The organism is Burkholderia sp. AU30198 (genome assembly GCF_020419825.1).
GTDB lineage: Bacteria > Pseudomonadota > Gammaproteobacteria > Burkholderiales > Burkholderiaceae > Burkholderia.
Map to the genome: position 1 here is coordinate 396,051 of NZ_JAIZSA010000001.1, position 24,674 is coordinate 420,724.

The 24,674-nt window shown below is 68.5% G+C and carries 21 protein-coding genes; 11 read left to right on the top strand and 10 right to left on the bottom strand.

All coding sequences use genetic code 11. The features are described from left to right. Nucleotides 1-553: 553 nt before the first annotated feature. A complete protein-coding gene (locus LGN19_RS01705) occupies nucleotides 554-2,068 on the top strand; it encodes an acetyl-CoA hydrolase/transferase family protein (RefSeq protein WP_174956499.1) in 1,515 nt (504 codons plus the stop codon). Between the two features lie 85 nt (nucleotides 2,069-2,153). Here the strand turns inward: LGN19_RS01705 and LGN19_RS01710 are convergent, their stop codons facing one another. After that, a complete protein-coding gene (locus LGN19_RS01710) occupies nucleotides 2,154-3,683 on the bottom strand; it encodes a DHA2 family efflux MFS transporter permease subunit (protein WP_122949430.1) in 1,530 nt (509 codons plus the stop codon). A gap of 135 nt (nucleotides 3,684-3,818) precedes the next feature. Here LGN19_RS01710 and LGN19_RS01715 point away from each other — a divergent pair, with 135 nt between their 5' ends. Continuing rightward, nucleotides 3,819-4,259 (top strand): MarR family winged helix-turn-helix transcriptional regulator, encoded by a 441-nt coding sequence (locus tag LGN19_RS01715; protein WP_047850156.1) that lies wholly within the window; start codon nucleotides 3,819-3,821, stop codon nucleotides 4,257-4,259. Between the two features lie 252 nt (nucleotides 4,260-4,511). Here the strand turns inward: LGN19_RS01715 and LGN19_RS01720 are convergent, their stop codons facing one another. Next, nucleotides 4,512-5,009 (bottom strand): DUF2938 domain-containing protein, encoded by a 498-nt coding sequence (locus LGN19_RS01720; RefSeq protein WP_226212968.1) that lies wholly within the window; start codon nucleotides 5,007-5,009, stop codon nucleotides 4,512-4,514. A gap of 140 nt (nucleotides 5,010-5,149) precedes the next feature. Between LGN19_RS01720 and LGN19_RS01725 the strand changes: the two genes are divergently transcribed. Further along, entirely contained in the window at nucleotides 5,150-5,575 is a 426-nt protein-coding gene (locus tag LGN19_RS01725; RefSeq protein WP_174956496.1) for a helix-turn-helix domain-containing protein, read from the top strand. 104 nt (nucleotides 5,576-5,679) lie between these two features. Next, a complete protein-coding gene (locus LGN19_RS01730; RefSeq protein WP_226212969.1) occupies nucleotides 5,680-6,477 on the top strand; it encodes a hypothetical protein in 798 nt (265 codons plus the stop codon). Nucleotide 6,478: 1 nt separating this feature from the next. Here LGN19_RS01730 and LGN19_RS01735 read toward each other — a convergent pair whose 3' ends face one another. Beyond that, nucleotides 6,479-7,381 (bottom strand): helix-hairpin-helix domain-containing protein, encoded by a 903-nt coding sequence (locus LGN19_RS01735; RefSeq protein ID WP_226212970.1) that lies wholly within the window; start codon nucleotides 7,379-7,381, stop codon nucleotides 6,479-6,481. A gap of 181 nt (nucleotides 7,382-7,562) precedes the next feature. Beyond that, complete coding sequence (locus LGN19_RS01740) at nucleotides 7,563-9,098, bottom strand: sigma-70 family RNA polymerase sigma factor (protein ID WP_226212971.1); 1,536 nt, start codon at nucleotides 9,096-9,098, stop codon at nucleotides 7,563-7,565. Between the two features lie 298 nt (nucleotides 9,099-9,396). Here LGN19_RS01740 and LGN19_RS01745 point away from each other — a divergent pair, with 298 nt between their 5' ends. Continuing rightward, on the top strand, nucleotides 9,397-9,840 hold the full coding sequence (locus LGN19_RS01745) for a hypothetical protein (RefSeq protein ID WP_226212972.1): 444 nt from the start codon (nucleotides 9,397-9,399) through the stop codon (nucleotides 9,838-9,840). A 33-nt stretch (nucleotides 9,841-9,873) separates the two neighbouring features. Beyond that, a complete protein-coding gene (locus LGN19_RS01750; RefSeq protein ID WP_226212973.1) occupies nucleotides 9,874-10,689 on the top strand; it encodes an SH3 domain-containing protein in 816 nt (271 codons plus the stop codon). A gap of 138 nt (nucleotides 10,690-10,827) precedes the next feature. Here LGN19_RS01750 and ilvD read toward each other — a convergent pair whose 3' ends face one another. The 5 genes from ilvD to LGN19_RS01775 form a co-directional block, all read right to left on the bottom strand. Further along, nucleotides 10,828-12,687, bottom strand: a complete 1,860-nt coding sequence (gene ilvD, locus LGN19_RS01755; RefSeq protein WP_122949438.1) for a dihydroxy-acid dehydratase — start codon at nucleotides 12,685-12,687, stop codon at nucleotides 10,828-10,830. A gap of 283 nt (nucleotides 12,688-12,970) precedes the next feature. Continuing rightward, nucleotides 12,971-13,993: an Ldh family oxidoreductase gene (locus tag LGN19_RS01760; protein ID WP_226212974.1), complete on the bottom strand. Its 1,023-nt coding sequence runs from the start codon at nucleotides 13,991-13,993 to the stop codon at nucleotides 12,971-12,973. A 1-nt stretch (nucleotide 13,994) separates the two neighbouring features. Beyond that, on the bottom strand, nucleotides 13,995-15,578 hold the full coding sequence (locus LGN19_RS01765) for an aldehyde dehydrogenase (NADP(+)) (protein WP_226212975.1): 1,584 nt from the start codon (nucleotides 15,576-15,578) through the stop codon (nucleotides 13,995-13,997). A 75-nt stretch (nucleotides 15,579-15,653) separates the two neighbouring features. Continuing rightward, on the bottom strand, nucleotides 15,654-17,279 hold the full coding sequence (locus tag LGN19_RS01770) for an APC family permease (RefSeq protein WP_226212976.1): 1,626 nt from the start codon (nucleotides 17,277-17,279) through the stop codon (nucleotides 15,654-15,656). 233 nt (nucleotides 17,280-17,512) lie between these two features. Then, nucleotides 17,513-18,433, bottom strand: a complete 921-nt coding sequence (locus LGN19_RS01775; protein ID WP_226212977.1) for a dihydrodipicolinate synthase family protein — start codon at nucleotides 18,431-18,433, stop codon at nucleotides 17,513-17,515. A 251-nt stretch (nucleotides 18,434-18,684) separates the two neighbouring features. Between LGN19_RS01775 and LGN19_RS01780 the strand changes: the two genes are divergently transcribed. From LGN19_RS01780 to LGN19_RS01795, 4 genes are all read left to right on the top strand, one after another. Beyond that, nucleotides 18,685-19,617, top strand: coding sequence for a 4-hydroxyproline epimerase (locus LGN19_RS01780; RefSeq protein ID WP_226213506.1), 933 nt, complete (start codon nucleotides 18,685-18,687; stop codon nucleotides 19,615-19,617). Further along, entirely contained in the window at nucleotides 19,614-20,741 is a 1,128-nt protein-coding gene (locus LGN19_RS01785; RefSeq protein WP_226212978.1) for an NAD(P)/FAD-dependent oxidoreductase, read from the top strand. Before LGN19_RS01780 ends, LGN19_RS01785 begins: the two co-directional genes overlap by 4 nt. Before the next feature lie 127 nt (nucleotides 20,742-20,868). Next, the gene (locus tag LGN19_RS01790) at nucleotides 20,869-21,102 is read left to right on the top strand and encodes a 2Fe-2S iron-sulfur cluster-binding protein (protein ID WP_012338331.1); all 234 of its coding nucleotides are present in this window, start codon (nucleotides 20,869-20,871) and stop codon (nucleotides 21,100-21,102) included. Then, nucleotides 21,099-22,367: an FAD/NAD(P)-binding oxidoreductase gene (locus LGN19_RS01795; RefSeq protein WP_226212979.1), complete on the top strand. Its 1,269-nt coding sequence runs from the start codon at nucleotides 21,099-21,101 to the stop codon at nucleotides 22,365-22,367. The genes LGN19_RS01790 and LGN19_RS01795 overlap by 4 nt, the downstream gene beginning before the upstream one ends. Before the next feature lie 58 nt (nucleotides 22,368-22,425). Here LGN19_RS01795 and LGN19_RS01800 read toward each other — a convergent pair whose 3' ends face one another. After that, nucleotides 22,426-23,370 carry a LysR family transcriptional regulator gene (locus LGN19_RS01800; protein WP_226212980.1) on the bottom strand — a complete coding sequence of 315 codons (945 nt, stop codon included), beginning with the start codon at nucleotides 23,368-23,370 and terminating at the stop codon, nucleotides 22,426-22,428. A 164-nt stretch (nucleotides 23,371-23,534) separates the two neighbouring features. Between LGN19_RS01800 and gtdA the strand changes: the two genes are divergently transcribed. Beyond that, nucleotides 23,535-24,578, top strand: a complete 1,044-nt coding sequence (gene gtdA, locus LGN19_RS01805; protein WP_226212981.1) for a gentisate 1,2-dioxygenase — start codon at nucleotides 23,535-23,537, stop codon at nucleotides 24,576-24,578. The last annotated feature ends 96 nt before the right edge of the window (nucleotides 24,579-24,674 follow it).

Consider the following 24,674-nt stretch of genomic DNA (forward strand, 5'->3'; position numbering starts at 1 on the left):
AAAGCGCATGCGCGAAAGGGTGGCCAAACCGAGCTGCGCGATCCAGATTCCAGTGTGGTTCGCATCGGGCGGCTGTCAAGGACTGGCGGGCCTCTCAGGCCGGTGTGGCGGTACTTTTCGCGCTTTCCGGCGCGCGTCGCGCGGCGCGTGCGAGCTTGATATGCGTCAGGTCGGAATGCGCCGCATCGGGTGACAATTGGCCGCGCCGGACGGGTGTCGTGCATTGCCGATCGGAAGGCGGCAAATGGACGTCAAAATCCGACGATTGACGCGTGAGCGTTGGCGATCGTCGAGTGGTTTTCCTGCTCGATGCTTTCGCGCGCCTTTCGCGTGCATCCGATTCAAACGGAGCGCCTGTCACAGAACGGTCGTTCGATACCCGGCAAATCCGGCAAGGATCTTTTTCATTTGGCGGACATTTCGCGGCGATCGCCTCTGCGATACTCCGATCGTGCCTGTGGTGCCGGCCGCCCCTCGCGGCCCCAAGGGCTTCATGTCGCTCAGGAGACACCCCCCGCGACGTCAACGACAGACCCAAGCGTCAAAACCAGCCATGTCTTCATCACGCATCCTCGCTCCCGCCCTGCGTTCGCTCGTCCGCACTGCCGACGAAGCCGCCGCGCTGATCCGTCCCGGCATGACCGTCGCCATGAGCGGCTTCACCGGATCCGGTTATCCGAAGGCCGTGCCGGCCGCGCTTGCCGCCCACATCGACGCGGCGCACACGCGCGGCGAGGACTTCCGGATCAACGTGCTGACGGGCGCGTCGACCGCGCCGGAACTCGACGGCGCGCTCGCCCGCACCAACGGCATCTCGATGCGCCTGCCGTACCAGTCCGACCCGACGCTGCGCGACAAGATCAACGGCGGCGAAGTCGACTACCAGGACGTCCACCTGAGCCACGTCGCGCAGTACGCATGGTTCGGCCTGTACGGCGATCTCGATGTCGCGATCGTCGAAGTCGCGGGCATCCGCGAGGACGGGCTGCTGATTCCGTCCGCGTCGATCGGCAACAACAAGACCTGGCTCGAACGCGCGAAGCACGTGATCCTCGAGGTCAACTCGCGCCAGCCGCTCGGCCTCGACGGGATGCACGACGTCTATTACGGTACCGCGCTGCCGCCGCACCGCAAGCCGATTCCGCTGACGAAGAGCGACGACCGGATCGGCGAGCCGTACCTGCGTTGCCCGGCCGACAAGATCGTCGCGATCGTCGAGACCGATGCGCCGGACCGCAGCAACGCGTTCTCCGCGCCGGACGCGACGTCGAAGCAGATCGCGCATCAACTGATCGACTTCCTGCGCCATGAAGTGAAGCGCGGCCGCCTGCCGGAAAACCTGCTGCCGCTGCAGTCGGGCGTCGGCAACATCACGAACGCGGTGCTCGCGGAGCTCAGCTCGGCCGGCTTTTCGAACCTGACCGCGTACACCGAAGTGATCCAGGACGGCATGCTCGACCTGCTGCAGGACGGCACGCTGAGCTTCGCGTCGGCCACCGCGCTGTCGCTGAGCCCGGCCGCCGTGCAGCGCTTCGCCGACGAAATCGCGACGTTCCGCGAGAAGATCGTGCTGCGCCCGCAGGAGATCAGCAACCATCCGGAGCTCGTGCGCCGGCTCGGCTGCATCGCGATGAACGGGATGATCGAGGCCGACATCTACGGCAACGTGAACTCGACGCACGTGATGGGCACGAAGATCCAGAACGGCATCGGCGGCTCGGGCGACTTCGCGCGCAACGGCTACCTGTCGTGCTTCATGTCGGCGAGTACCGCGAAGGGCGGCGCGATCTCGCGGATCGTGCCGATGGCGAGCCACGTCGACCATACCGAGCACGACGTCGCGGTGGTCGTCACCGAGCAGGGCCTCGCGGACCTGCGCGGCCTGTCGCCGAAGCAGCGTGCCCGCAAGGTCATCGCGACCTGCGCGCATCCCGACTATCGGCCGATGCTCGAGGATTACTTCGAGCGCGCGTCGCGCGAAAGCTTCGGCAAGCACACGCCGCACCTGCTCGCCGAGGCGCTGTCGTGGCACGAGCGCTACGTGCGCACGGGCACGATGAAGGCCTGACGCAGCACGCCTGCCGCGCGTGAGATGCGCGCGGCAGGCGGTGCGCGATGCGGTGCGCGTATCCGTCCGTCGACCGGTCGGATCGTCAGTCCATCGCCGCATGCGCGACGTCGACGCTGGCCGCCTTCTGCGGCGGGCGGATCAGCAGCAACAGCGGAATCATCAGCAGCGTCGCGACGAACATCAGCTTGAAGTCGTTCAGGTACGCGATCATCGACGCCTGCTGGTTGATCGTGCGATCGAGCAGCGCGATGTCGAGGCGGCTGCCGGCCATCGCCTGCACGGCCGGGTTGAACGGCGTGATGTGGGTCGCGAGGTCCGCATGCGCGACTTGCGTGTTGCGCGTCATCAGCGTCTGCACGATCGAGATGCCGATACTGCTGCCGATGTTGCGCATCAGGCTGTAGGTGGCCGTGCCGTCCGCGCGCAGGTCGGGCGGCAGCGTCGAGAACGACAGTGCGCTCAGCGGCACGAACACGAGCCCGAGCCCGAAGCCCTGCACCACGCCGGGCCACACGATGTCCGCTTCGGACAGCACGACCGTGTACTGCATCATCTGCCAGAGCGCGAGCGCGGAAATCGACAGCCCCGCAAGCAGCAGCATCCGCGCGTCCACGTATTTCAGCAGCCTTCCGACGAACAGCATCGCGATCATCGTGCCGGCGCCGCTCGGCGCGGTGACGAGGCCCGTCGTCGCGACCGGGTAGCCCATCAGGTTCTGCAGCATCGGCGGCAGCAGCGCACGCGTCGCGTACAGCACCGCGCCGACCACGAAGATGAACAGCGTGCCCGTCGCGAAGTTGGGGTCGCGCAGCAGTTCCGACTTGAAGAACGACGCCTTGCCGACGGTCGCGGTATGCGTGAGAAAGAACGCGAAGCTGAGCGCCGCGACGAGCGCTTCGATGCGGATCTCGTACGAGCCGAACCAGTCGAGCTGTTCGCCGCGGTCGAGCATCGCCTGGAATGCGCCGATCGCGAGCGCCAGCGTCGCGAAGCCGAACGCGTCGAACTTCACGTGCGGGCGCGGCGCGCGCGCGGGCAGGAAGGTCATCACGCCGGCGAGCGCGAACGCGCCGATCGGCACGTTGATGAAGAACACCCAGCGCCAGTTGTAGCTGTCGGTGAGCCAGCCGCCGAGCGTCGGGCCGAGGATCGGGCCGACCATCACGCCCATCCCCCAGATCGCCATCGCCTGGCCTTGTTTCTCGCGCGGATTGATGTCGAGCAGGATCGACTGTGACAGCGGCACCAGCGCGGCGCCGAACACGCCCTGCAGCAGACGCGCGCCGACGATCTGCACGAGCGTCTCGGCCAGCCCGCACAGCGCCGACGCGACCGTGAAGCCCGCGATCGACACGATCAGCAGCCGCTTCACGCTGAGCCGGTCGGACAGCCAGCCGGTAAGCGGTGTCGCGATCGCTGCGGCGACGATATAGGAGGTCAGCACCCACGTGATCTCGTCCTGCGACGCGGACAGCGTGCCTTGCATGTGAGGGAGTGCGACGTTCGCGATCGTGCTGTCGAGGGTCTGGATCAGCGTGGCGAGCATGATCGACAGGGTCAGCATCGGCCGGTTCAGGGCGGGCGAGGCGGGGGCGTCGGCGGCGGGGTTCAAGCGGGTGTCTCCGTGGGGCGGTCGCCGTGGGCGGCGATCCTGCGTGGCGGTAATTATAAGTAGGCTTATTATATATCCGCTTATCGCCGGGCTGCGAGCCGCGGGCCGTTCCAGGCTTGACCCTATAATCCGCTGATGGACAAGACTTACGAGAACCGGATCGGCTATCTGATCGCCGACGTCGCCCGCCTGAACGGACGTCTGTTCGACCGGCGCGCGAAGCGCATCGGGTTGACGCGCGCGCAGAGCCGCGTGCTCGCGTACCTGACGTGGAAGGGCGAGATGAATCAGGCGAGGCTGGCCGAATGGCTCGAGATCGCGCCGATCTCGCTCACGCGGTTGCTCGACCGGATGGAAAGCTATGGCTGGATCGAGCGCATAGCGAACGATGACGATCGCCGCGCATTCGTGATCCGGCTGACCGACAAGTCGCGGGAGATTTTTCCGCAGATGCTTGAAGTGGGTGACACCGTCGCCGACGACGGGCTGCGCGGCTTCACGCCCGACGAGCGCGATACGCTGGTGCGGCTGCTCGGGCGCGTGCGGCACAACCTGATCGACTGCGGCGGCGAGTGATGCAGGCCGCCGTTCGGGCAGCCTGGATGAGTGGTTTGAAAACAGCGGGAACACTGGGAGGCGGCGTGCAAGCACGCTGCGTTTGCCCGCATGCCTGACTGGGCATCGTCATCGTCGATGCGTCGGCGCTGATGCCCGGCGCGGCCTTCGTGCGGTGCGCGCGTCGCGCTCGACGAAGCGCTTGCGTGGGCGTCGACGTCGGCCGGTTGAACCGATGCTACCCGTTACGGCTTTTTGAGCGACGCCATGGGCTCAACGGACCAGCGCCGCTAGCGTGAACGCCGCCAGATAAAGCCCCACACCGTACGACAGATGCGTGACGAGACTGCGCCGCCGCGCGACGCCCGGGTTCGGCGTGCGCGACGCCGCGATGCCGAAGCCGAACGCGGGCTGCATCACGAAGAACGGCGCGACCACGCTGGCGAGGCCGGCGACGAGCGCGGGGAGCGGCGTCGGCGTGCCGATCCATTCCGTGCCCGCGATCGCGACGGGCAGTGCCGCGAACGCGATGCCGATCGCGTAATGCGCGATCCAGCCGAGCGCTCGCTCACCCGGCACGGGCGCCGCGGCGCCGATCGACACGTGCCGGAACCGGCCTTGAATCATGTGACCGATCCAGCGGCCGACCAGCGCATAGTCGAGCGACGGAATGCCGAATGCACGCCGCCGGAACAATGTCCACAGATCCATCACGAGCGTGGCGCCCGTGCCGATCAGCAACAGGTTGAGAAGGAGGTCGTGCAGGCTCATCGCGACCCTCCACGGAGAAGGGAAAGGGCCGCGCGGCGCAGCGGAATACAGCGTGGTTTCAGCGGGTTCATGGCAGTCAGCGCTTGTCTTTATGGAGTCGAGCGACTATCTTGCAACTTCAAGTTCACTTGAGGTCAAGCATGAGCCGGCTGGACATTGCGGAGGTAGCGCGACGCTCGGGATTGCCCGCGTCGACGCTGCGCTACTACGAGGAAAAGGGGCTGATCGTCCCGACCGGCCGCCACGGGCTGCGCCGGCAATACGACGAGTCGGTGCTGGAGCGCCTGGCGCTGATTGCGCTGGGCCGCGAGGCCGGTTTTTCGCTCGACGACATCCTCGCGATGGTCGGCACGGACGGCCTGCCTGCGATCGATCGCGCGAAGCTCGACGGCAAGGCTGACGAGCTCGACCGCACGATCCGCCGTCTCGGCGCCGTGCGCGATGCGTTGCGGCATGCGGCCGTGTGCCCGGCATCGAACCATCTCGAATGCCCTTCGTTCCAGAAGCTGCTGCGCATTGCCGCGCATCGCCATCCGGTGCGCCGCACGAAGGCGGAAGGCGCGTAGGCGGCGAGCGTGCATCGGCGGGTTGGAGTGGCAGTTCGGCGGCAGGGTGGCGCGCCGCACCATTCCGTAACGGACGTCGCCAACAAGAACAACGGGGTTGCCGCGTGTGGTTTTTACTTGTGCTGTATGTGCTTCCTGCCGCGTATGCGGCATCGAAGGTCGGGCCGCATTACGGGTTTCTCGCCGGGTGCGCGACACTGGCCGGCGTGCTGGCGACGCAGACCGCGCTGCTGACGTGGGGAACCGCATGGGTGAAGCGGCGGCGTGGGGCTGTCGGGCAGCCTGAGACGACCGCATCGCCGGTATCGACCGATAGTCCGGAGGACGAACCGGCTGACGAGCCCGATGACATTCCCGATGTGCCGCTTCGATTCGGCGAGCAGACACGATTCAAGCAACTGGTCCTGATTGCCGACGCCGCGCGGCCCGAGGTCACGCGCCGTTTCTACGACAAGACGAAGCGGGCGATCGAAGCGTACGTGGATGTCGAGTCGGGGCGCGATGGTTCGGCCGCGGCAATGGTGTCGACGGCCGACCTTGCCCCGGCAGAGGGCCTGTCGGCCGTGCCACCGGACGAAACGCTGACCGTGTTCGTGTCGAACGACGGCGCGTGGTCGGGGTTCCGCGTCGGTGACGACAGCTTCCGGTTCCGCCACGGCGCAATCACGAGACTGCGGTTCACGCATGTGATGCCGGTTCGCTGGAACGGCGACTACATGGTGACGTTCTGGTTCGACGTGCCGAAGCGCGAGCGCGCTACCGATTACAACGCGTATTCGACCTGGTTCGATATCGGGGTGGACCGTGCCGGCCGCCGCTCACGCACGCTCCCCCATGCCTGCCGCGAGATCGCGTCGGTGCTCGATGTCGCGTTCGACGTCGACGAAACCGGCGACGACTGACTCAGCCCGCGTAATACACGCGGCATTCCTGCTCGCGCCCGCGCACGATGCGCTTGCCTACTAGCGAGCCGTACGTTTCGGTGAAGACGGTGCGCTGATGCTCGCACTGAACGGCGTCGTAGAAATAGAGCGAGACCCAGTCCGTCGGGCGGGAAGCCTCCGGCGTGCGCATCGCGGCATGCAGGCACAGCGCGGTGAAATGCCAGCCGCCCTTGGTCATGTGCATCACGGGCAGCGGCATGTAACCGTCCGCGTTCAGCCGCCGGTGCGCGATTGCGCGTTGCGCAACGCCGGGCGTCGGCAACGCGCCGGCGGCGGCCTTGTTGCGATACAGACGGTCGATGTAGAGCAGCAGTTCGACAGGCGGCTCCGTGCCGGGGCCGGCGTCCTGCACGCGGCCTTGCCAGCGCCGGCGGCGGCTCAGCACGTCGTCGAGTGCGGTGCGGATGCCGGCCGCGCGTCGCGGGCCGACACCCGAGATCGTTTCGAGCTGGCCGTTGCGGGCCGCGCGTTCGAGCTCCTCGAGCGTATCGATATGCAGCAGGTCGTGAATGCGCAGCGCGAGCGCGTGGCCGATGCCCGGCACCGCTTCGAACGCCGACGTGCGCTCGGCGTCGCCGCACAGCCGGTCGAGCTGGCGCCAGCGCCCCGTCACCAGCAACTCGGCGATCGCCTGCGCGACGCCCGTGCCGATCTCGGGCAGCGTGCGGAGCGCATCGACGCCGCCGGACTCGAACACCGCGCGGATGTCGAGGTCGAGCGCATCGACCGTCCCGGCCGACACGCGGTACGCGGCGACCCGATACGGATTCGCGCCCTGGTCAGCCAGCCGCTGCGCCGCCTCGCGCAGGCAGGCCGCGATATGCCGGTTTTCCTCGTACGTTTGGCTGGCACTCGTCTGCATGGCGAGGGACCCGGGGAAGCACAAACGGAATGGACACGGCGAACGATGCGCCGGTCGGCTTTTCATCATTGTCGCGACACGCGATGAAGAAAACTTGATGCACGTCAACGGCAAACGTAGCACAGGTGCGAAGCGCACGGTCGTGCCGGAGCGTGGCACGACCGTGCGTCGCGTGACGCGATCACGCGTCGAGGAACGACTGCGCGTTCTCGGCCTCGGCGGCCGTGCGCAACGCGGCGAGCGCCCGTTTCTCGATCTGCCGCACGCGTTCGCGCGACATGCCCGCGTCCTGCGCGATCGCGTCGTAGGTATCGGGCTCGGCGCCGCCGAGGCCGAACCGCCGGCGCAGCACGTCGGCCTCGGCCGGCGTGACCGACCGGAGCAGCGACCTCACGCACTCGCGCATGCGCGTGTCGGCCAGTTGCTCGAACGGGCTGGCCGACGCCTGGTCCTCGATCAATTCCACCAGGCCGGTGTCCGCGTCGGGCAGCGGCGCGTCGAGCGACACGGGCTCGGCAGGCAGCGCGAGCACCGCGCGCAGCTTGTTCTCGTCGAGGCCGGTTTCAGCCGCGAGTTCAGCTGGCGTTGCGCGCCGGCCCGTGCGCTGACGAAAGCGCAGCGCATGCCGCTGCACACGCTGGTACTGGTCGCCAACGTGCACGGGCACGCGGATCGTGCGTGCGCGATCCGCGACCGCGCGCGCGATCGCCTGGCGGATCCACCACGTCGCATAGGTCGAGAACTTGAACCCGCGCCGGTATTCGAATTTCTCGATCGCGCGCATCAGGCCGAGGCTGCCGTCCTGCACGAGATCGGGCAGGTCGACGCCGCGGTTCATGTACTTGCGCGCGATCGACAGCACGAGCCGCAGGTTCGCTTCGAGCATCGCGCGCGTGGCGTCGCGCACCTTCTGCTGGCCGTCGGTGAGCGCGGCTGCGAGTGCCCGCCGCGCGACCGTGTCGAAGCAGGCGGCGTCGCCCGCCGCGGTGCCGTGCGGCGCGGACGCGAGCGTGCGCACGACGCGGTTCGCGTCGTCGACGGCCGGCGCGACCCACGCGAGCGAGCCGAGCAGGCCGGCTACGTGGTTGCGCGCGTCACGGTATTCGGCCGAGCGAAAGCCGTGCGCGTGCAACGCGCCGCGCAAGGCCGCGACGGCCGCCTGCAGCGCGTCGTAGCTGGCTGGCGTGGGCATGTCGCCGGTGTCGTCATCGGACGATCCGGTGGCGCCGGTCGTCGCCGTTGCGCGGTGACGCGCAAGCAGCGCGTCGACCGCCGCCGGATGGCCGGCGAGCGCGTGCAGGATCTGGTGGCGGCCCGTTTCGATCTCGCGGGCCAGCACGATCTCGCCTTCGCGCGTGAGCAGCGGCACGGCCTGCATGCGCCGCAGGTAGAGCGCGAGCGGATCGGTCGACGCGCTCGTGCCGCGTGCGAGGTCGCTGAGCATCGCGCGGCCTTCGTCGAGCGCATCGTGATCGACGTCGACAGGCGCCGTGCCGGCGAACGGCGCAGGCGCGGCCGGCTCGTCGAGCACGGCAATGCCGATGTCGGCGAGCGCGGCGCGCACGACGTCGAGCGCGTCGGGGCTGTCGCTATCGGGCGGCAGCGCGTCGACGAGGTCGGCGTGGGTCAGATAACCCTGTTCGCTGGCGAGCGCCAGCAACTGGATGATCGGATCGAGCGGCGTGTCCGCCCGGGGAGTGGGGCGTGGCGTAGTCATGTCGATGGCGGCGTGAGCCGCGTTCCTGTCGGGGCGGGCCGAAGTCCGCGGGTTTCGGGCCGCCGGTTGCTCGCGAACCCCCGTCCGCGCCGGCCAGCCTGACATCGTTCAAGTTGTGGGCATTTGTGCGAACTTCAACGCGGGCACGGCAGACGTGCCAGCACGCGGCATGCCTGCGCGCCCGTCCGGTGCAGGAAACAAAAAGTAACCGATCATACCGAGCGGAAATCTGCAGGGGACGTAAGCTAGAGTCAGGCGCGCGCCCGGCGGCGACGCGCGGATTCTGCCGGAGCAAGACATGACCCCGATTCCTGCCGCGAGGTGTGCGGTATTCGCATTGACGACGCTGACCCTCGGCGGCTGTTATTACACGAGCCCGTATGGCTACGCTCCATACTACGCGCCGGCACCGGCCACGCTGACGCAGCGCGAGCTACCCGTCACGCCGGCTACGCCGGGCACCACCGCGCCGGGCCCGACGGCGGCGCCGGTCGCGCCGCCCGAAGCCGATTCGGCGCCCGTCTACGTCGCGCCGGCCTACCCGCCGCCGTATCCCTATCCCTATCCGTATCCATACTATCCCCCCGCGTATTACCCGGGCTGGTATGGCTGGGGCGCGCCGGCAATCTCGGTCGGCTTCTGGGGCGGCTGGGGCGGCGGCTGGCGTGGACGCGGCGGGTACGGGCATCGTCCGTGGGGCGGCGGCCACTGGGGTGGCGGCTGGGGCGGGCATCGGCATTGACCGGCGCGCGGCGGCACCGCGCGGGAGAGCATCATGAGGAACACGATTATCCGAAGTCTGTGCGTCGTCCTGCTCGGCCTCGCGGCCGCGCCGGGCATTGCGCAGGCGCAGAGCACCGGCTACACGAACGCGCCGGCCGAACTGTTCGCCGGGCCGGCGCCCGACTATCCGGTCGTCGCGCAGATTCCGCCGGGCACCGCGCTGGACGTGTTCGGCTGCCTGAGCGACTACTCGTGGTGCGACGTCGCGCTGCCGGGCGTGCGCGGCTGGATCGACGCGCAACTGATCGACTATCCGTATCAGGGCGGTTACGCGCCGCTGCTCGAATATGGCGCGATCATCGGCGTGCCGATCACCGGGTTCGCGATCGGCGCGTACTGGGATCGCTACTATCGTCACCGGCCGTGGTTCCATGACCGCGATCGGTGGGAACACCGCGCGGAACCGCGGCTCGGCCCCGGCGGCGTACCGCCGGGACAGGGACGCCCGCAACCGGGCGGGGCGGTGCAGGTCACACCGGGCGGTCCGCCGTCCGTGCATGACACACGGCCGTCCGCTGCGCGTGGCGGCTGGAACGGCGCAATCCGCACGCCGCCACCGGCTGCGCCTGCGCCGATGCCGGGTGCAGCCGTTCGTGAACGTCCGGCAGCGCCGCCGCCGGCTGTCATGCGTCCGCCGCCTGCACCGGGCGGCGAGGTCCGCACGATGCCGGCGCAGGTGCACCCGGGCGGTGGTGGCGGTGGCTACGGCGGCGCGCGGCCACAAGGCGGCGGGAACGGCGGCGGAAGCCACGGTGGTGGCGGCGGCGGCGGTGGAGGAGGCGGCGGCCCGGAAGAATTCCGTCACTGACGATGCCGGCGCATTCGGTTGGCGCCGGACGAAAAAAAGCCGCTCCGGAGAGCGGCTTCTCGATCGGGCGAGCGGGCGGTTGTCCTGCCCGCAGCCCGACCGGCTGCGCGTTGCAATCAGCCGGTCGGGCTGCCCCTGTCAGTCGTCGAGCAGCGACAGGTCGCGCACGGCACCCTTGTCGGCGGACATGACCAGCTTCGCGTAGGCCTTCAGCGCAGCCGACACCTTGCGCGGACGCGGTTGCGCCGGCTTCCAGCCCTTCGCGTTCTGCGCTTCGCGGCGACGCGCCAGTTCCTCGTCCGACACCAGCACGTCGATCGTGCGGTTCGGGATGTCGATACGGATCTTGTCGCCGTCGCGCACGAGGCCGATCGCGCCGCCCGCTGCCGCTTCCGGCGAGCAGTGGCCGATCGACAGGCCCGACGTGCCGCCCGAGAAACGGCCGTCCGTCAGCAGCGCGCATGCCTTGCCGAGCCCCTTCGACTTGATGTAGCTGGTCGGGTAGAGCATTTCCTGCATGCCGGGGCCGCCCTTCGGGCCTTCGTAGCGCACGATCACCACGTCGCCGGCCTTGACCTTGTCGTTCAGGATGTTTTCGACCGCTTCATCCTGCGATTCGGTCACGTGCGCCGTGCCTTCGAACACGAGGATGCTCTCGTCGACCCCGGCCGTCTTCACCACGCAGCCGTCGACCGCGATGTTGCCCGTCAGCACGGCGAGGCCGCCTTCCTTCGAGAACGCATGCTCGTACGAGCGGATGCAGCCTTCGGCGCGATCGACGTCGAGGCTCGGCCAGCGCGTGTTCTGGCTGAATGCGACCTGCGTCGGGATGCCGGCCGGGCCGGCCTGGTAGAACGTGCGGACCGCGTCGTCCTGCGTGCGGACGATGTCCCACTGGTCGAGCGCATCCTTCAGCGACGGCGTGTGCACGGTCGGCACGTCGGTGTGCAGCTTGCCGGCGCGGTCGAGTTCGCCGAGGATCGCCATGATGCCGCCTGCGCGGTGCACGTCCTCGATGTGGTACTTGTTCGTGTTCGGCGCGACCTTGCACAGCTGCGGCACGACGCGCGACAGGCGGTCGATGTCCTTCATCGTGAAGTCGATGCCGGCTTCTTGCGCGATCGCCAGCAGGTGCAGGATCGTGTTGGTCGAACCACCCATCGCGATGTCGAGCGTCATCGCGTTCTCGAACGCCTTGAAGCCCACCGAGCGCGGCAGCACGCGTTCGTCGTCCTGCTCGTAGTGCTGGCGGGTGAGTTCGACGATGCGACGGCCGGCGCGCTTGAACAGTTGCTCGCGATCGGCGTGCGTAGCCACCACCGTGCCGTTGCCGGGCAGCGACAGGCCGAGCGCTTCGGTCAGGCAGTTCATCGAGTTCGCGGTGAACATGCCCGAGCACGAACCGCAGGTCGGGCAGGCCGAGCGCTCGACTTCGGCAACTTCGGCGTCCGAATACGACGGGTCGACCGCGATCACCATCGCGTCGACGAGATCGAGCTTCTTCACTTCGATCGCCTTGGTGACCGGGTTCGCGAGGCGCGTCTTGCCTGCTTCCATCGGGCCGCCCGACACGAAGATCACCGGAATGTTGAGGCGCATCGCGGCCATCAGCATCCCCGGCGTGATCTTGTCGCAGTTCGAGATGCACACCATTGCGTCCGCGCAGTGCGCGTTCACCATGTATTCGACCGAGTCGGCGATGATGTCGCGGCTCGGCAGCGAATACAGCATGCCGTCGTGGCCCATCGCGATGCCGTCGTCGACCGCGATCGTGTTGAATTCCTTCGCGACGCCGCCGGCAGCCTCGATCTCGCGCGCGACGAGCTGGCCGAGATCCTTCAGGTGCACGTGCCCGGGTACGAACTGGGTGAACGAGTTGACGACCGCGATGATCGGCTTCGAGAAATCGTCGTCTTTCATGCCGGTGGCGCGCCAGAGCGAACGCGCACCTGCCATGTTGCGGCCAGCGGTGGAGGTTTTGGAACGGTAAGTGGGCATTGTCGTTGCTGAAGAAATATCGCGGGAAAAGGGTGGAGGCACGGGAATAAAGGCCTCTCTCGCGCCCGTGCGAACAACCTCTTGAGCTGCGCCCTGGGCAAACCGGACGATTATCCCACAGCCGCCGCGGGTGTGGCGCTCATGGGGCCGGCAACCGGCGCGGGCGGCATGCCTGGCGCGGAACGCTCGGGCACTTGAGGGTCACCTACGCGACCGGCCCGGGAGAAGGCCGGATCGCGTGTCGATCGCCAATGAATGCGCAATCCGGCCCCGCGCTTCGCGATCAGTCGAGCAGTGTCAGGATCTCGTCGTACAGCGCCTTCGGAATCCGCACGCCGTTCGCGATGCTGCGCGCGCGGGCGTCGAAGCGCCGTTGCGACGGCAGCCGTGCACCTTGCGCGACGATCGATTCGAACATCCGCTCGCCGCGGGCGAGCCCCGTGTCGAGATCGTCACCGAGGAACACCTTCGGGTCGAACGCGATCACGAGTTCGCCGTGGCACGGCGTCGCGCCGACGCCTTCGTCGAAGTCCATCGATTCCCGGCTCGTCATGTCGCCGATCAGCGCGCCGCCGAGCAGTTCGACCATCGCCGCGAGCGCCGAGCCCTTGTGGCCGCCGAACGTGCGCATCGCGCCTTGCAGCGCGGCCTTCGGATCGGTGGTCGGCCGGCCTTCGGCGTCGATCGCCCATTCCGGCGGGATCGCCTTGCCTTGCTTCGCATGCAGCTCGATGTCGCCGCGCGCGATCGCGCTCGTCGCGAAATCGAACACGAACGGCATGCCACCGGGGCGCGGCCATGCGAATGCGATCGGGTTCGTGCCGAACACCGGCTCCTTGCCGCCTTCCGGCGCAACCCAGCTATGGCTCGGGTTCATCGCGATGCCGACCAGCCCCTCGGCCGCGATCGCCTCGACTTCCGGCCACAGCGCGGAGAAGTGGTAGCAATGGTTGATCGTCATGGCGGCGATGCCGTGCTGCTTCGTCATCTCGACGAGCACGGGCAGGCCCGTTTCGAAGCTCAGCAGCGAAAAGCCGCGATGCGCGTCGACCGAGACGATCGACGACGACAGCCGGCGCAATGTCGGCACGGCTTGCGGATCGACCTTGCCCTTCTTCAGCGAACGCACGCAGACGAGCAACCGGTACACGCCGTGCGAATGGCATTCGTCGCGCTGGCCCTGCGTGATCACGCTGGCGATGGCCCGTGCATGCGCGTCGGACATCCCGTTGTGCGTCAGCACGCGCAGCGCGAGCGCGTGGACTTCATCGAGCGAGAGAACGATTTCGTCGGTGGATGCGGACATGTCACGCCTCCCGCGGCGCGGGCACGCCGTCGATGCGTTGCGGTACGTTCAGCGGATTGCCGTTGCGGATCGCGTCCGGCAGCAGCGCGTCCGGCAGGTCCTGGTACGACACGGGGCGCAGGAAGCGCTCGATAGCGCGCGCGCCGACCGACGTCGTGCGCGTGTCGGACGTGGCCGGGAACGGGCCGCCGTGCACCATTGCGTGGCCGACCTCGACGCCCGTGCCGAAGCCGTTGACGAGAATGCGGCCGGCCTTGCGCTCGAGCATCGGGCGCAGCGCGGCGAACAGTGCGGCGTCGCCGTCGGAGAGATGCGCGGCGATCGTCAACTGGCCTTCGAGCGACTTCAGCACGCGATGCAGCGTGTCGGCGTTCGGGCAACGCACGATCAGCGACGCGGGGCCGAACACTTCGTCGCGCAACTCGGGATGCGTGATGAAAGCGTCGGCCGAGGTCGCGAGCAGCGCCGCGCGGGCCTGCAGACCGTTGCCTTCGGCGCCTTGCGCGAGCAACTCGACGGCCGCGTGATCGCGCAGCGCCGCGACGCCTTGCTCGTAGCTGGCGTGGATGTGCGGCGTCAGCATGGTTTGCGCGGGCGCTGCACGCACCGCAGCGGCGGCCGTTTCCTCGAACGCGCGCAGCGCGGGCCCGTCGACGGCGAGCACGAGGCCCGGGTTCGTGCAGAACTGGCCGGCGCCGAGCGTGAGCGATGCAACGAACTGCGGCGCGATCGCATCGTGGCGCGCGTCGAGCGCGGCGGGACACAGCAGCACGGGATTGATCGAGCTCATTTCCGCATAGACGGGAATCGGCTCGGGGCGCGCGGCCGCGATGTGCATCAGCGCGACGCCACCGCGGCGCGAGCCGGTGAAGCCGACGGCCTTGATGCGCGGATCGGCGACGAGCGCTTGGCCGATCTCGCGCGACGCGTCGAACAGCAGCGAGAACACGCCGGCCGGCATCCCGCATTCGCGCGCGGCCTGCTGGATCGCGCGGCCGACGAGTTCCGACGTGCCCGGGTGTGCCGAATGCGCCTTGACGATCACCGGGCAGCCGGCCGCGAGCGCCGAGGCCGTATCGCCGCCGGCGACCGAGAACGCGAGCGGGAAGTTCGACGCGCCGAACACGGCGACGGGCCCGACCGCGACGTTGCGCAGGCGCAGGTCGACGCGCGGCAGCGGCTTGCGCTCGGGGCGCGCCGGATCGATCCGCGCGTCGAGAAAGCCGCCGTCGCGCACGAGTGACGCGAACAGCGCGAGCTGGCCGACCGTGCGGCCGCGCTCGCCTTCGATGCGGGCACGCGGCAGGCCGGTTTCGATGACGCAGCGCTCGATCAGGTCGTCGCCGAGCGCCATGATGTGGCGGCCGATCGCGTCGAGAAACGCGGCGCGGGCCTCGAGCGACGTTTCGCGATAGGTGTCGAATGCGTCGTCGGCGAGCGCGCAGGCCGTCTCCAGGTCGTGCAGGCTCGCGCCGCCGAAGGCGGGTTCGAGCCGTTCGCCGGTGGTGGCGGCGATCGCTTGGAGGGTGCCGTTCTGTCCGGCGACGGCGGACGGGCCGATCAGCAGTTGACCTGTGAGTTGCATGGTTTTCCTCGGAAAAAGCAGGGGCCGGGCGTGGGGCGCCCGGCCGAAGGGATCATGGGAAACGGAACGAGTGCGTCAGTCTTCGTCGTCGTCGAGTTGCAGCTTGTCGGCGCGTACGCCGGTATTCGCACCCCAGTAGTAGATGACGAGCGCGACGGCCGCGACGACGAACGTGTCGTACGGATGCGCGAGCTGGCCCGTGCCACCGAAGCCGCCGAGATACGACAGCACGATCATCGCGGCATAGAACGCGATCAGCCACGCGGACGAACGCACTTGCTCGGCAAGGCTCAGGTGCGCGGTCGGCACCCAGCGGCGGCACGCGAGATAGATGACGAACATCACGATCTGCAGGCCGAGCAGCCAGGACACCGTGCTCCAGCCCGACCAGTAGACGATCAGCGCGGCGATCACGAACGACGCGGGGCCGGTGACGCCGAACGCGACCGCGCGGAACGGCCGCGGCAGGTCGGGCGCGGTGCGGCGGAGTGCGGCGACCGATACCGGCGCGACCGCATAGCTCAGCACCAGCGCGGCCGACACGATGTTGATCAGCGCTTCCCACGACGGGAACGGCAGCGTCCAGAAGATCGCGAGGCCGAACGTGAGCCACAGGCCCGCGCGCGGAATGCCCGACGCTTCGTCGACGCGCGTGAACACCTTGAAGAAGGTGCCCGTCTTCGCCCAGCCGTAGACGACGCGCGGCGTCGCGTTCATGTAGATGTTGCCGCAGCCGCTCGGCGAGATCATCGCGTCGGCGACGACCATCACCGCGAGCCAGCCGACGCCGAGTGCCAGTGCGATGTCGCGGTACGGCAGCGAGAACGCCTTGCTCACGTCATGCCAGCCGGCGGCGAGCATGTCGGTGGGGATGCTGCCGATGAATGCGAGCTGCAGCAGCACGTAGATCAGCGTCGACAGCAGGATCGACAGGATCAGCGCGATCGGGATCGTGCGCTGCGGATTGCGCACTTCGCTCGCGACCGACACGATCGGCGTGAGTCCGAGGTACGCGAAGATGATGCCACCCGCGGACACGGCCATCTCGATGCCCGGCATGCCGAACGGCGCGAAGCCCTGGATCGTCAGGTTCGCGGGCTTGAAGAACGTGAACAGCACCGCGATCACCGCCAGCGGCACGATGAACTTGAAGATGCTGATGATGTTGTTCGCCTTCGCGAACGTCTTCACGCTCGAATAGTTCAGGTAAAAGAAGAAGCACAGCAGCGCGGCCTGCACGAGCCAGCCGAGCGTGGTCGGGTCGCTCGATCCTTCGACGGTCAGGCCCGGAAACCACGCGGCCGCATACTGGCGCGCGGCGACGACTTCGATCGCGATCAGGCTCGAAAAGGCGATCAACGTGATGAAGCCCATCAGGTAGCCGAGCAGCGGGCCGTGCGAGAACACCGGGTAGCGGACCACGCCGCCCGCGCGCGGCAGCGCGGCGCCGAGTTCGCAGTAGACGATGCCGAGCAGCAGCACCGCGAAGCCGCCGAGCAGCCACGAGAAGATGCCGGCCGGGCCCGCGATCGTCGACACGTGACTCGCGGCGAACAGCCACCCCGAACCGAAAATGGCGCCGAGACCGATGAACGTGAGATCGGTCAGCGACAGCTGTTTCTTGAACTTGCCGTGACCCGCGTCGGGGTGCGCGGAACGGGAAAGCGGGACAGACGGGTGAGCGTTGCCTTGGCCTGGCATGGGCTTGTCTCCTAGGGGGAATATCGGCACAGGCTTGAGGTGCGCCGCGCTCCGACGGAGCAGCGGCGCATGCCTGCCGGCCGGCGTCGCCCGGTTCGAACGACCGGGGCGGGCTGCGGGGCGTTCACGTGCGGCGCGGGCTGGCGCCGGTGCGAACGGGCCCGCGGGCCATGCCGGACCGGAGACGGCGGCGCGCAGGCGGGAAGCCCGCGCGCCGCCGCAGGGGGAGTCGATCAGAGACCGACGTCGGGCAGCGCCGGGCGCGTTTCGAGCGCCTTCGTGACGATGGCCTTCACTTCCGCGAGCGTGTCGCCCTGCAGCGCGAGGCGCGGCGGACGCGTGATCGCGCTGCCGCGACCGACCAGCTCTTCGCACAGCTTGATGCACTGCACGAGGTCGGGGCGTGCGTCGAGGTGCAGCAGCGGCATGAACCAGCGATACAGCGCGAGCGCTTCGTCGAAACGCTTCTGCTTCGCGAGACGGAACAGCGTTTCGCCTTCCTTCGGGAACGCGTTCGACATGCCCGACACCCAGCCTTCGGCGCCGACGGCGATGCTCTCGACCACGACGTCGTCGAGGCCCGCGAACAGCACGAAGCGATCGCCGACCGCGTTGCGCAGGTCGATGAAGCGGCGCGTATCGCCCGACGAATCCTTGAAGCAGACGATGTTCTCGCAATCCTGCAGCGCGATCAGCACGTCGGGCGTCACGTCGTTCTTGTAGATCGGCGGGTTGTTGTAGACCATCACCGGCAGGTCGGTGCTGGTTGCGACCGCGCGGAAGTGCGCGGCGGTTTCGTGCGGTTTCGCCGAGTAGACGAGTGCGGGCATCACCATCACGCCGTCGACGCCGACGCGCTGGGCTTCACGCACGGTATTGCGCGCGAATTCGGTCGTGAATTCGGCGATGCCGGCGATCACCGGAATCTTGCCGCCGGCCGCGTCGCGTGCGGCTTCGATCACCTGCAGCTTCTCGCTCGTCGACAGCGACGTGTTTTCGCCGACCGTGCCGCAGACCACGAGGCCCGACACGCCGTCGTTCACCAGGTTCTTGACCACGCGGTGCGTGGCGTCGATGTCGAGGGAAAAGTCCGCTTTGAACTGGGTGCTGACAGCCGGGAAAACCCCGGTCCACTGAATGGCGTTTCGGCTCACTTCAATCTCCTACGTGTTTGTATCGGTCGGCCGACGAGGTGTCGGTGTGCAACCAGTATCGCCGCGCAAATGCCCATCACGCTTGAGTCGTATCGCGGAGCAAAATGACGAAATCGGCACAGCGACCGGACGGCGCGGGAAGGGCGCGTCGCACTATGCCGATTTCGTCGTCGTCCTCATCGAAAAGCCACAAGCGGACGGACGCGCGACGGAGGAAGCTATGCTCCTTTCCCCACTTCGGACGGCTCATGATGAAGCGCATCCAGATCATCGATTCGCACACGGGCGGCGAACCCACTCGGCTCGTCGTGTCCGGTTTCCCCGCACTCGGCAGCGGCACGATGGCCGAGCGCCGCGACGTGCTCGCGCGCGAGCACGACCGTTACCGCACCGCCTGCATTCTCGAACCGCGCGGCAGCGACGTGCTGGTCGGCGCGCTGCTGTGCGAACCCGTATCGCCCGACGCGGCGGCCGGCGTGATCTTCTTCAACAATAGTGGCTATCTCGGGATGTGCGGGCACGGCACGATCGGCGTCGTGCGCACGCTGCACCATATGGGGCGCATCGCGCCGGGCGTGCACCGGATCGAAACGCCCGTCGGCACCGTCGAGGCGACGCTGCACGACGATCTGTCGGTCAGCGTGCGCAACGTGCCCGCTTATCGCCATGCGAAGGGCGTCGCGCTCGACGTGCCGGGTTACGGCCCCGTGAAAGGCGACATCGCGTGGGGCGGCAACTGGTTCTTCCTGATCAGCGACCATGGGCAGCGTGTCGCCGGCGACAACGTCGCGGCGCTCACCGCATACGCGTCGGCCGTGCGCGAAGGGCTCGAACGCGCGGGCATCACCGGCGCGAACGGCGGCGAGATCGATCACATCGAGCTGTTCGCCGACGATCCCGAGCACGACAGCCGCAGCTTCGTGCTGTGCCCGGGTCTCGCATACGACCGTTCTCCGTGCGGCACCGGCACGAGCGCGAAGCTCGCTTGCCTCGCGGCCGACGGCAAGCTCGCGCCGGGCGCGGTGTGGCGGCAGGCGAGCGTGATCGGCAGCGTGTTCCAGGCGAGTTACGAGCAGGCCGAAGGCGGCATCGTGCCGACGATCCGCGGCAGCGCGCACCTGAGCGCGGAAGCGACGCTGCTGATCGAGGAAGACGATCCGTTCGGCTGGGGTATTGCGCCGTGAGCGACGCGAAGACGGATGTCGTCGTGATCGGCGCCGGCATCGTCGGTGCGGCGTGCGCGCACGAACTCGCGCAGCGCGGGCTGCGCGTGCTCGTCGTCGACGACGCGAGCGGCGGGGCAACCGGCGCGGGCATGGGGCACCTCGTCGCGATGGACGACAACGCGGCCGAACTCGCGCTCAGCCATTATTCGATCGAACTGTGGCGCGCGTTGAGCGGCGAGATGCCCGAAGGGTGCGCGTACCGCAACTGCGGCACGCTGTGGCTCGCGGCCGATGCGCACGAAATGGATCTGGCGCGCGCGAAGCAGGCGACGCTGGCCGCGCACGGCGTGGCGGGCGAACTGATCGACGCGGCGACGCTCGCGCAACTGGAGCCGATGCTGCGCACGGGCCTGGGCGGTGCGCTGAAGATTCCCGGCGATGCGATCCTCTATGCGCCCGTCACCGCGAACTGGCTGCTGCAGCGCGCGCCGCGCATCACGTTGCGGCGGGACCGGGCCGTCGCGGTCGATGGCCCGAGCGTGACGCTTGCGAGCGGCGACACGCTGCGCGCGGAGCGGGTGCTCGTCGCGAACGGCGTGGCGGCACGCACGCTGCTGCCCGAGCTGCCGCTGCGCCCGAAAAAGGGCCATCTGCTGATCACCGACCGCTATCCGGGCCAGGTGTCGCACCAGCTCGTCGAGCTGGGCTATGCGGCGAGCGCGCATGCGAGCGACGGCACGTCGGTCGCGTTCAACGTGCAGCCGCGGCCGACCGGCCAACTGCTGATCGGCTCGTCGCGCCAGTTCGACACCGAGGACGCGCAAGTCGAGCCGCCCGTGCTGGCGCGCATGCTGCGCCGCGCGGTGGGTTATCTGCCCGATCTGGCCGACCTGAACGGCATCCGTTCATGGACGGGGTTCCGTTCTGCGAGCCCTGACGGATTGCCGCTGCTCGGTGAGCATCCGGCGCGGCCGGGCGTGTGGCTCGCGGTCGGCCATGAAGGGCTCGGCGTGACGACCGCACCGGGCAGCGCGCGGCTCGTCGCTGCGCTGATGGCCGGCGAACGGCCGCCCATCGATATCGAACCGTATTTGCCGGGACGCTTCCTGAGCGCGTCCCTTGTAGCCGGAGCGCTGACATGAAACGACCCCCACGCTCACTTCGTTCGCTGTCGACCGGAGTTGGCGCTTCAGCGCTTACGCCGGTTCCATGCACGGCGCTCCCCGCGGGGGCGGTCAGCCCCGTTGGGGCGGCCCGGCGGAGGCTGACATGATCATTCATCTGGACGGCCGCGCGCTGACGGTGGCCGACGGCGCGACCGTCGCGGCTGCCGTCGCGGCGAGCGGCGACGACACGACGCGCGTGTCGTGCACGGGTGCGGCGCGTGCGCCGTTTTGCGGGATGGGCATCTGCCAGGAGTGCAGGATGACGATCGACGGCCGCCGCCGGCTGGCTTGCCAGACGCTGTGCCGCGACGGGATGCAGGTGGAGCGCACGCGATGAAACAGGAACGACTGAGCGTCGACGTCGCGATCGTCGGTGCGGGCCCGGCCGGGCTGTCGGCCGCGCGGGCCGCCGCGCAAAGCGGTGCGACGGTCGCGATCGTCGATGACAACCCGCGCGCGGGCGGGCAGATCTGGCGGCAAGGCGCATCGGCGACGCCGACGCCGGCCGCCGCCGAGCGGCTCGCCGTATTGCGGCAGCCGAACGTCACGCATCTCGCGGCAACGCGCATCGTCGCCGAAACGCAGCCGGGCACGCTGCTGCTCGAAGACGACGAGCGCGGGCTGCTGCTCGATTTCCATACGCTGATTCTCTGCTGCGGCGCCCGCGAGCTGCTGCTGCCGTTTCCGGGCTGGACGCTGCCGGGTGTCACCGGTGCGGGCGGCTTGCAGGCGCTGATCAAGTACGGCCTCGACGTGCGCGGGCAGCGCACGGTGATCGCGGGCAGCGGTCCGCTGCTGCTGGCGAGTGCCGCGACGGCCCGTCAGGCCGGCGCACGCGTGTCGCACGTGCTCGAACAGGCTGCATGGGGCGACGTGGCCGGTTTCGGCGCGGGGCTGTGGCGCTGGCCGTCGAAGCTCGCGCAGGCCGCGAAACTCGTCACGGCCGCCTATCGGCCCGATGCGCATGTCGTCGAAGCGTTCGGCGACAAGCGGCTCGAACGCGTGCGGATTCGTCAGGGCGACCGCGAGTTCGACGTCGACTGCGACCGGCTCGCGTGCGGCTTCGGCCTCGTGCCGAATACCGTGCTGCCGAGTCATCTCGGCTGCCGGGTCGACAACGGCGCGGTGGCGGTCGACGCGCACCAGCGCACGAGCCGTGACGGGGTTTTCGCGGCTGGCGAGTGTACGGGCGTCGGCGGCAGCGAACTGGCGATGGTCGAAGGCGAGATCGCCGGTTTGGCGGCGACCGGGCAGACGGCGCCGTTGGCTGCGCTGGTTAAGCAACGTGTGCACTGGCAGGCGTTTGCCGATGCCGTGCGCGAGCGCTTCGCGATCCGTGAGCCGATCCGCCGGCTTGCTCGGCCCGATACGCTGCTGTGTCGCTGCGAAGACGTGCGTTTCGATACAGTCGCGCAAGCGCCGGGCTGGACGGCCGCGAAACTGCAGTCCCGTTGCGGGATGGGCGCGTGTCAGGGCCGCGTGTGCGGCGCGGCCGCACAGGCACTGTTCGGCTGGACACCGCCGGTGCCGCGCACGCCGCTCGTGCCCGCGCGGGTCGGCACGCTGATGCTGGACGGCACGGCATCCTGCGACGGTGCGTGATGTGATGCATCGCGGCGTCGTGGTGGCTCGGCCCGGTTGACGCCGGGCCGAGCCACTTTCAATCCGCCTTCACTTTCTCCCATCCACCAACCTGCGGGGCCGCACAGGCCCGCAGGCACTCGATCGTCGCGGCCACGGCCGCGCGATTCGCGCTGTCGGGGTGCCAGTACATCGACACCGCGCCCTGGCCTTCGAGCTGCATCGGCAGGATCCGGATCGCGTTCAGTTGCGCGAAGCGCTGCGCAGCGCGGTGCGACGCGACGCCGAGCAGGTCGGTGTTGTTCAGCAGCGTGAGGTTGAGGATCGACGAATTCGATTCGACGCAGTGTGGCGGCCGCACGCGGCCGGCGGCCGTCAGCGCGGCCTCCAGCGCGTTGTGCACGGGCGTGCCCGACGGCCACACGATCCACGAATAGGCGAGCACGTCGTCCCAGCCGACCGACGCCGCGCCGGCGAGCGCATGGTCGGGCCGTGCGACGAACACGACCGGATCGACATACAGCGCTTCGGCGTGGAGCAGCGGATCGACGGATGTCGACCCCGAACGGCCCACGACGATATCCAGTTCGCTGCGTGCGAGCTGCGGCATCAGCTGGTTCATCGTGCTTTCGGTCATCCGAACCTGCGCGCGCGGCATGCGTTTCAGCAGTTGCGACACCGCGAGCGGCACCGTGTCGGCCGCCGCGACGCCCGACGTGCCGATCGTCACGAGGCCGCTGCCGCCTTCCCGCAGCGCGGCCATGTCGTCGCGCGCGACGTCGAGCTGCGCTTCGACGCGACGCGCATGCTCGATCAGCGCTTCACCGTAGGGCGTCGGTCGCAGGCCGCGCGCATGCCGCTCGAACAGCGGCAGCCCGACATCCTCTTCCAGTTCCTTCAGCCATTTCGACAGCGCGGGCTGCGTGGTCGCGAGCGCCACCGCCGACTGGCTCAGATTGCCGGTGCCGGCAAGGCTCAACAGTACCTGCAGATGCCGCAGTCGCAGCCGGTGGGTCCAGTCCATTGCATGCCTCGTCGCGAGTAGGTATATCCAGAATCATATGGATCAGATGATTTGACCATTTTACCGGGTATGTCTTGGTCGAATATAAATCAGCTAACGGACTGCTTCATGGTCCTCGCCCCGACATAGCGCCGACGCCGATCGGCCGACTCCCAGGAGACATCATGACGACCCATCCGGACGCGTCGCGCGCCGCCTACTACGCACGGATCGCCGAGCAACGCCTGGCGCCGCTGTGGGAATCGCTGCACAACCTCGTGCCGAAATCCCCGCAGCCGGCCGCGCAGGCCGCGATCTGGAAGTACGCACAGGTGCGCGACCTCGTGATGCAGGCCGGCAGCGTGATCAGCGCGGAGGAAGCCGTGCGTCGCGTGCTGGTGCTGGAGAACCCGGGGTTGCCGGGCAAGTCGAGCATGACGCCGACCCTGTACGCGGGGCTGCAACTGATCCTGCCGGGCGAGATCGCGCCGAGCCACCGGCATACGCAGTCGGCGCTGCGCTTCATCGTCGAAGGGTGCGGCGCGTGGACTGCCGTGAACGGCGAGCGCACGACGATGCATCCGGGCGACTTCATCATCACGCCGTCGTGGGCGTGGCACGACCACGGCAACCCGTCGGAGGAAGCGGGCGGCGAGCCGGTCGTGTGGCTCGACGGGCTCGACATTCCGCTGCTCGCAAACCTCGACGCGGGCTTCGCGGAGAACTACCCGGAAGCCGTGCAGCCGATCAGCCGCCCGGAAGGCGACAGCTTCGCGCGCTTCGGCCACAACATGGTGCCGGTGCGGCATCGCGCGAGCGATCCGACGTCGCCGATCTTCAGCTATCCGTATGCGCGTACCCGCGAGGCGCTCGACGCGCTGTACCGGAACGGCGAGCTCGACGCGTGGGACGGCGTGAAGCTGCGCTATGTGAACCCCGCGACGGGTGGCTGGCCGATGCCGACGATCGCCACCTTCATGCAGTTCCTGCCCGCCGGTTTCGACGGCCGCACGTATCGCAGCACCGACGCGACGATCTACTGCGTCGCCGAAGGCAGCGGCACCGCGCACATCGGCGGCAACGCCTTCGAATTCGAGCCGCACGATATTTTCGTCGCGCCGTCGTGGGTGCCCGTGCGGCTGTCGGCGTCGTCCGACAGCGTGCTGTTCAGCTATTCCGACCGGCCCGTGCTGTCCGCGCTGAACCTGCTGCGCGAAGCGCGCGACTGACGCCGGCCGGTTTCGACGATTCGTTTGCCGTTTCCCGTTTCCCGTTTTCCGTGCGCCGTCACCGCGGCGCGCCCCTTCATTCGTATTGATGCTGGA

What these genes read in the sequence shown, in the direction of transcription:
- LGN19_RS01765 (WP_226212975.1), bottom strand. Translation starts at nt 15,578, where the DNA reads ATGCAACTCACAGGTCAACTGCTGATCGGCCCGTCCGCCGTCGCCGGA.
- LGN19_RS01745 (WP_226212972.1), top strand. Translation starts at nt 9,397, where the DNA reads ATGACCCCGATTCCTGCCGCGAGGTGTGCGGTATTCGCATTGACGACG.
- LGN19_RS01705 (WP_174956499.1), top strand. Translation starts at nt 554, where the DNA reads ATGTCTTCATCACGCATCCTCGCTCCCGCCCTGCGTTCGCTCGTCCGC.
- LGN19_RS01790 (WP_012338331.1), top strand. Translation starts at nt 20,869, where the DNA reads ATGATCATTCATCTGGACGGCCGCGCGCTGACGGTGGCCGACGGCGCG.
- LGN19_RS01735 (WP_226212970.1), bottom strand. Translation starts at nt 7,381, where the DNA reads ATGCAGACGAGTGCCAGCCAAACGTACGAGGAAAACCGGCATATCGCG.
- LGN19_RS01725 (WP_174956496.1), top strand. Translation starts at nt 5,150, where the DNA reads ATGAGCCGGCTGGACATTGCGGAGGTAGCGCGACGCTCGGGATTGCCC.
- LGN19_RS01795 (WP_226212979.1), top strand. Translation starts at nt 21,099, where the DNA reads ATGAAACAGGAACGACTGAGCGTCGACGTCGCGATCGTCGGTGCGGGC.
- LGN19_RS01715 (WP_047850156.1), top strand. Translation starts at nt 3,819, where the DNA reads ATGGACAAGACTTACGAGAACCGGATCGGCTATCTGATCGCCGACGTC.
- LGN19_RS01720 (WP_226212968.1), bottom strand. Translation starts at nt 5,009, where the DNA reads ATGAGCCTGCACGACCTCCTTCTCAACCTGTTGCTGATCGGCACGGGC.
- LGN19_RS01760 (WP_226212974.1), bottom strand. Translation starts at nt 13,993, where the DNA reads ATGTCCGCATCCACCGACGAAATCGTTCTCTCGCTCGATGAAGTCCAC.
- gtdA (WP_226212981.1), top strand. Translation starts at nt 23,535, where the DNA reads ATGACGACCCATCCGGACGCGTCGCGCGCCGCCTACTACGCACGGATC.
- LGN19_RS01740 (WP_226212971.1), bottom strand. Translation starts at nt 9,098, where the DNA reads ATGACTACGCCACGCCCCACTCCCCGGGCGGACACGCCGCTCGATCCG.
- LGN19_RS01750 (WP_226212973.1), top strand. Translation starts at nt 9,874, where the DNA reads ATGAGGAACACGATTATCCGAAGTCTGTGCGTCGTCCTGCTCGGCCTC.
- ilvD (WP_122949438.1), bottom strand. Translation starts at nt 12,687, where the DNA reads ATGCCCACTTACCGTTCCAAAACCTCCACCGCTGGCCGCAACATGGCA.
- LGN19_RS01780 (WP_226213506.1), top strand. Translation starts at nt 18,685, where the DNA reads ATGAAGCGCATCCAGATCATCGATTCGCACACGGGCGGCGAACCCACT.
- LGN19_RS01800 (WP_226212980.1), bottom strand. Translation starts at nt 23,370, where the DNA reads ATGGACTGGACCCACCGGCTGCGACTGCGGCATCTGCAGGTACTGTTG.
- LGN19_RS01770 (WP_226212976.1), bottom strand. Translation starts at nt 17,279, where the DNA reads ATGCCAGGCCAAGGCAACGCTCACCCGTCTGTCCCGCTTTCCCGTTCC.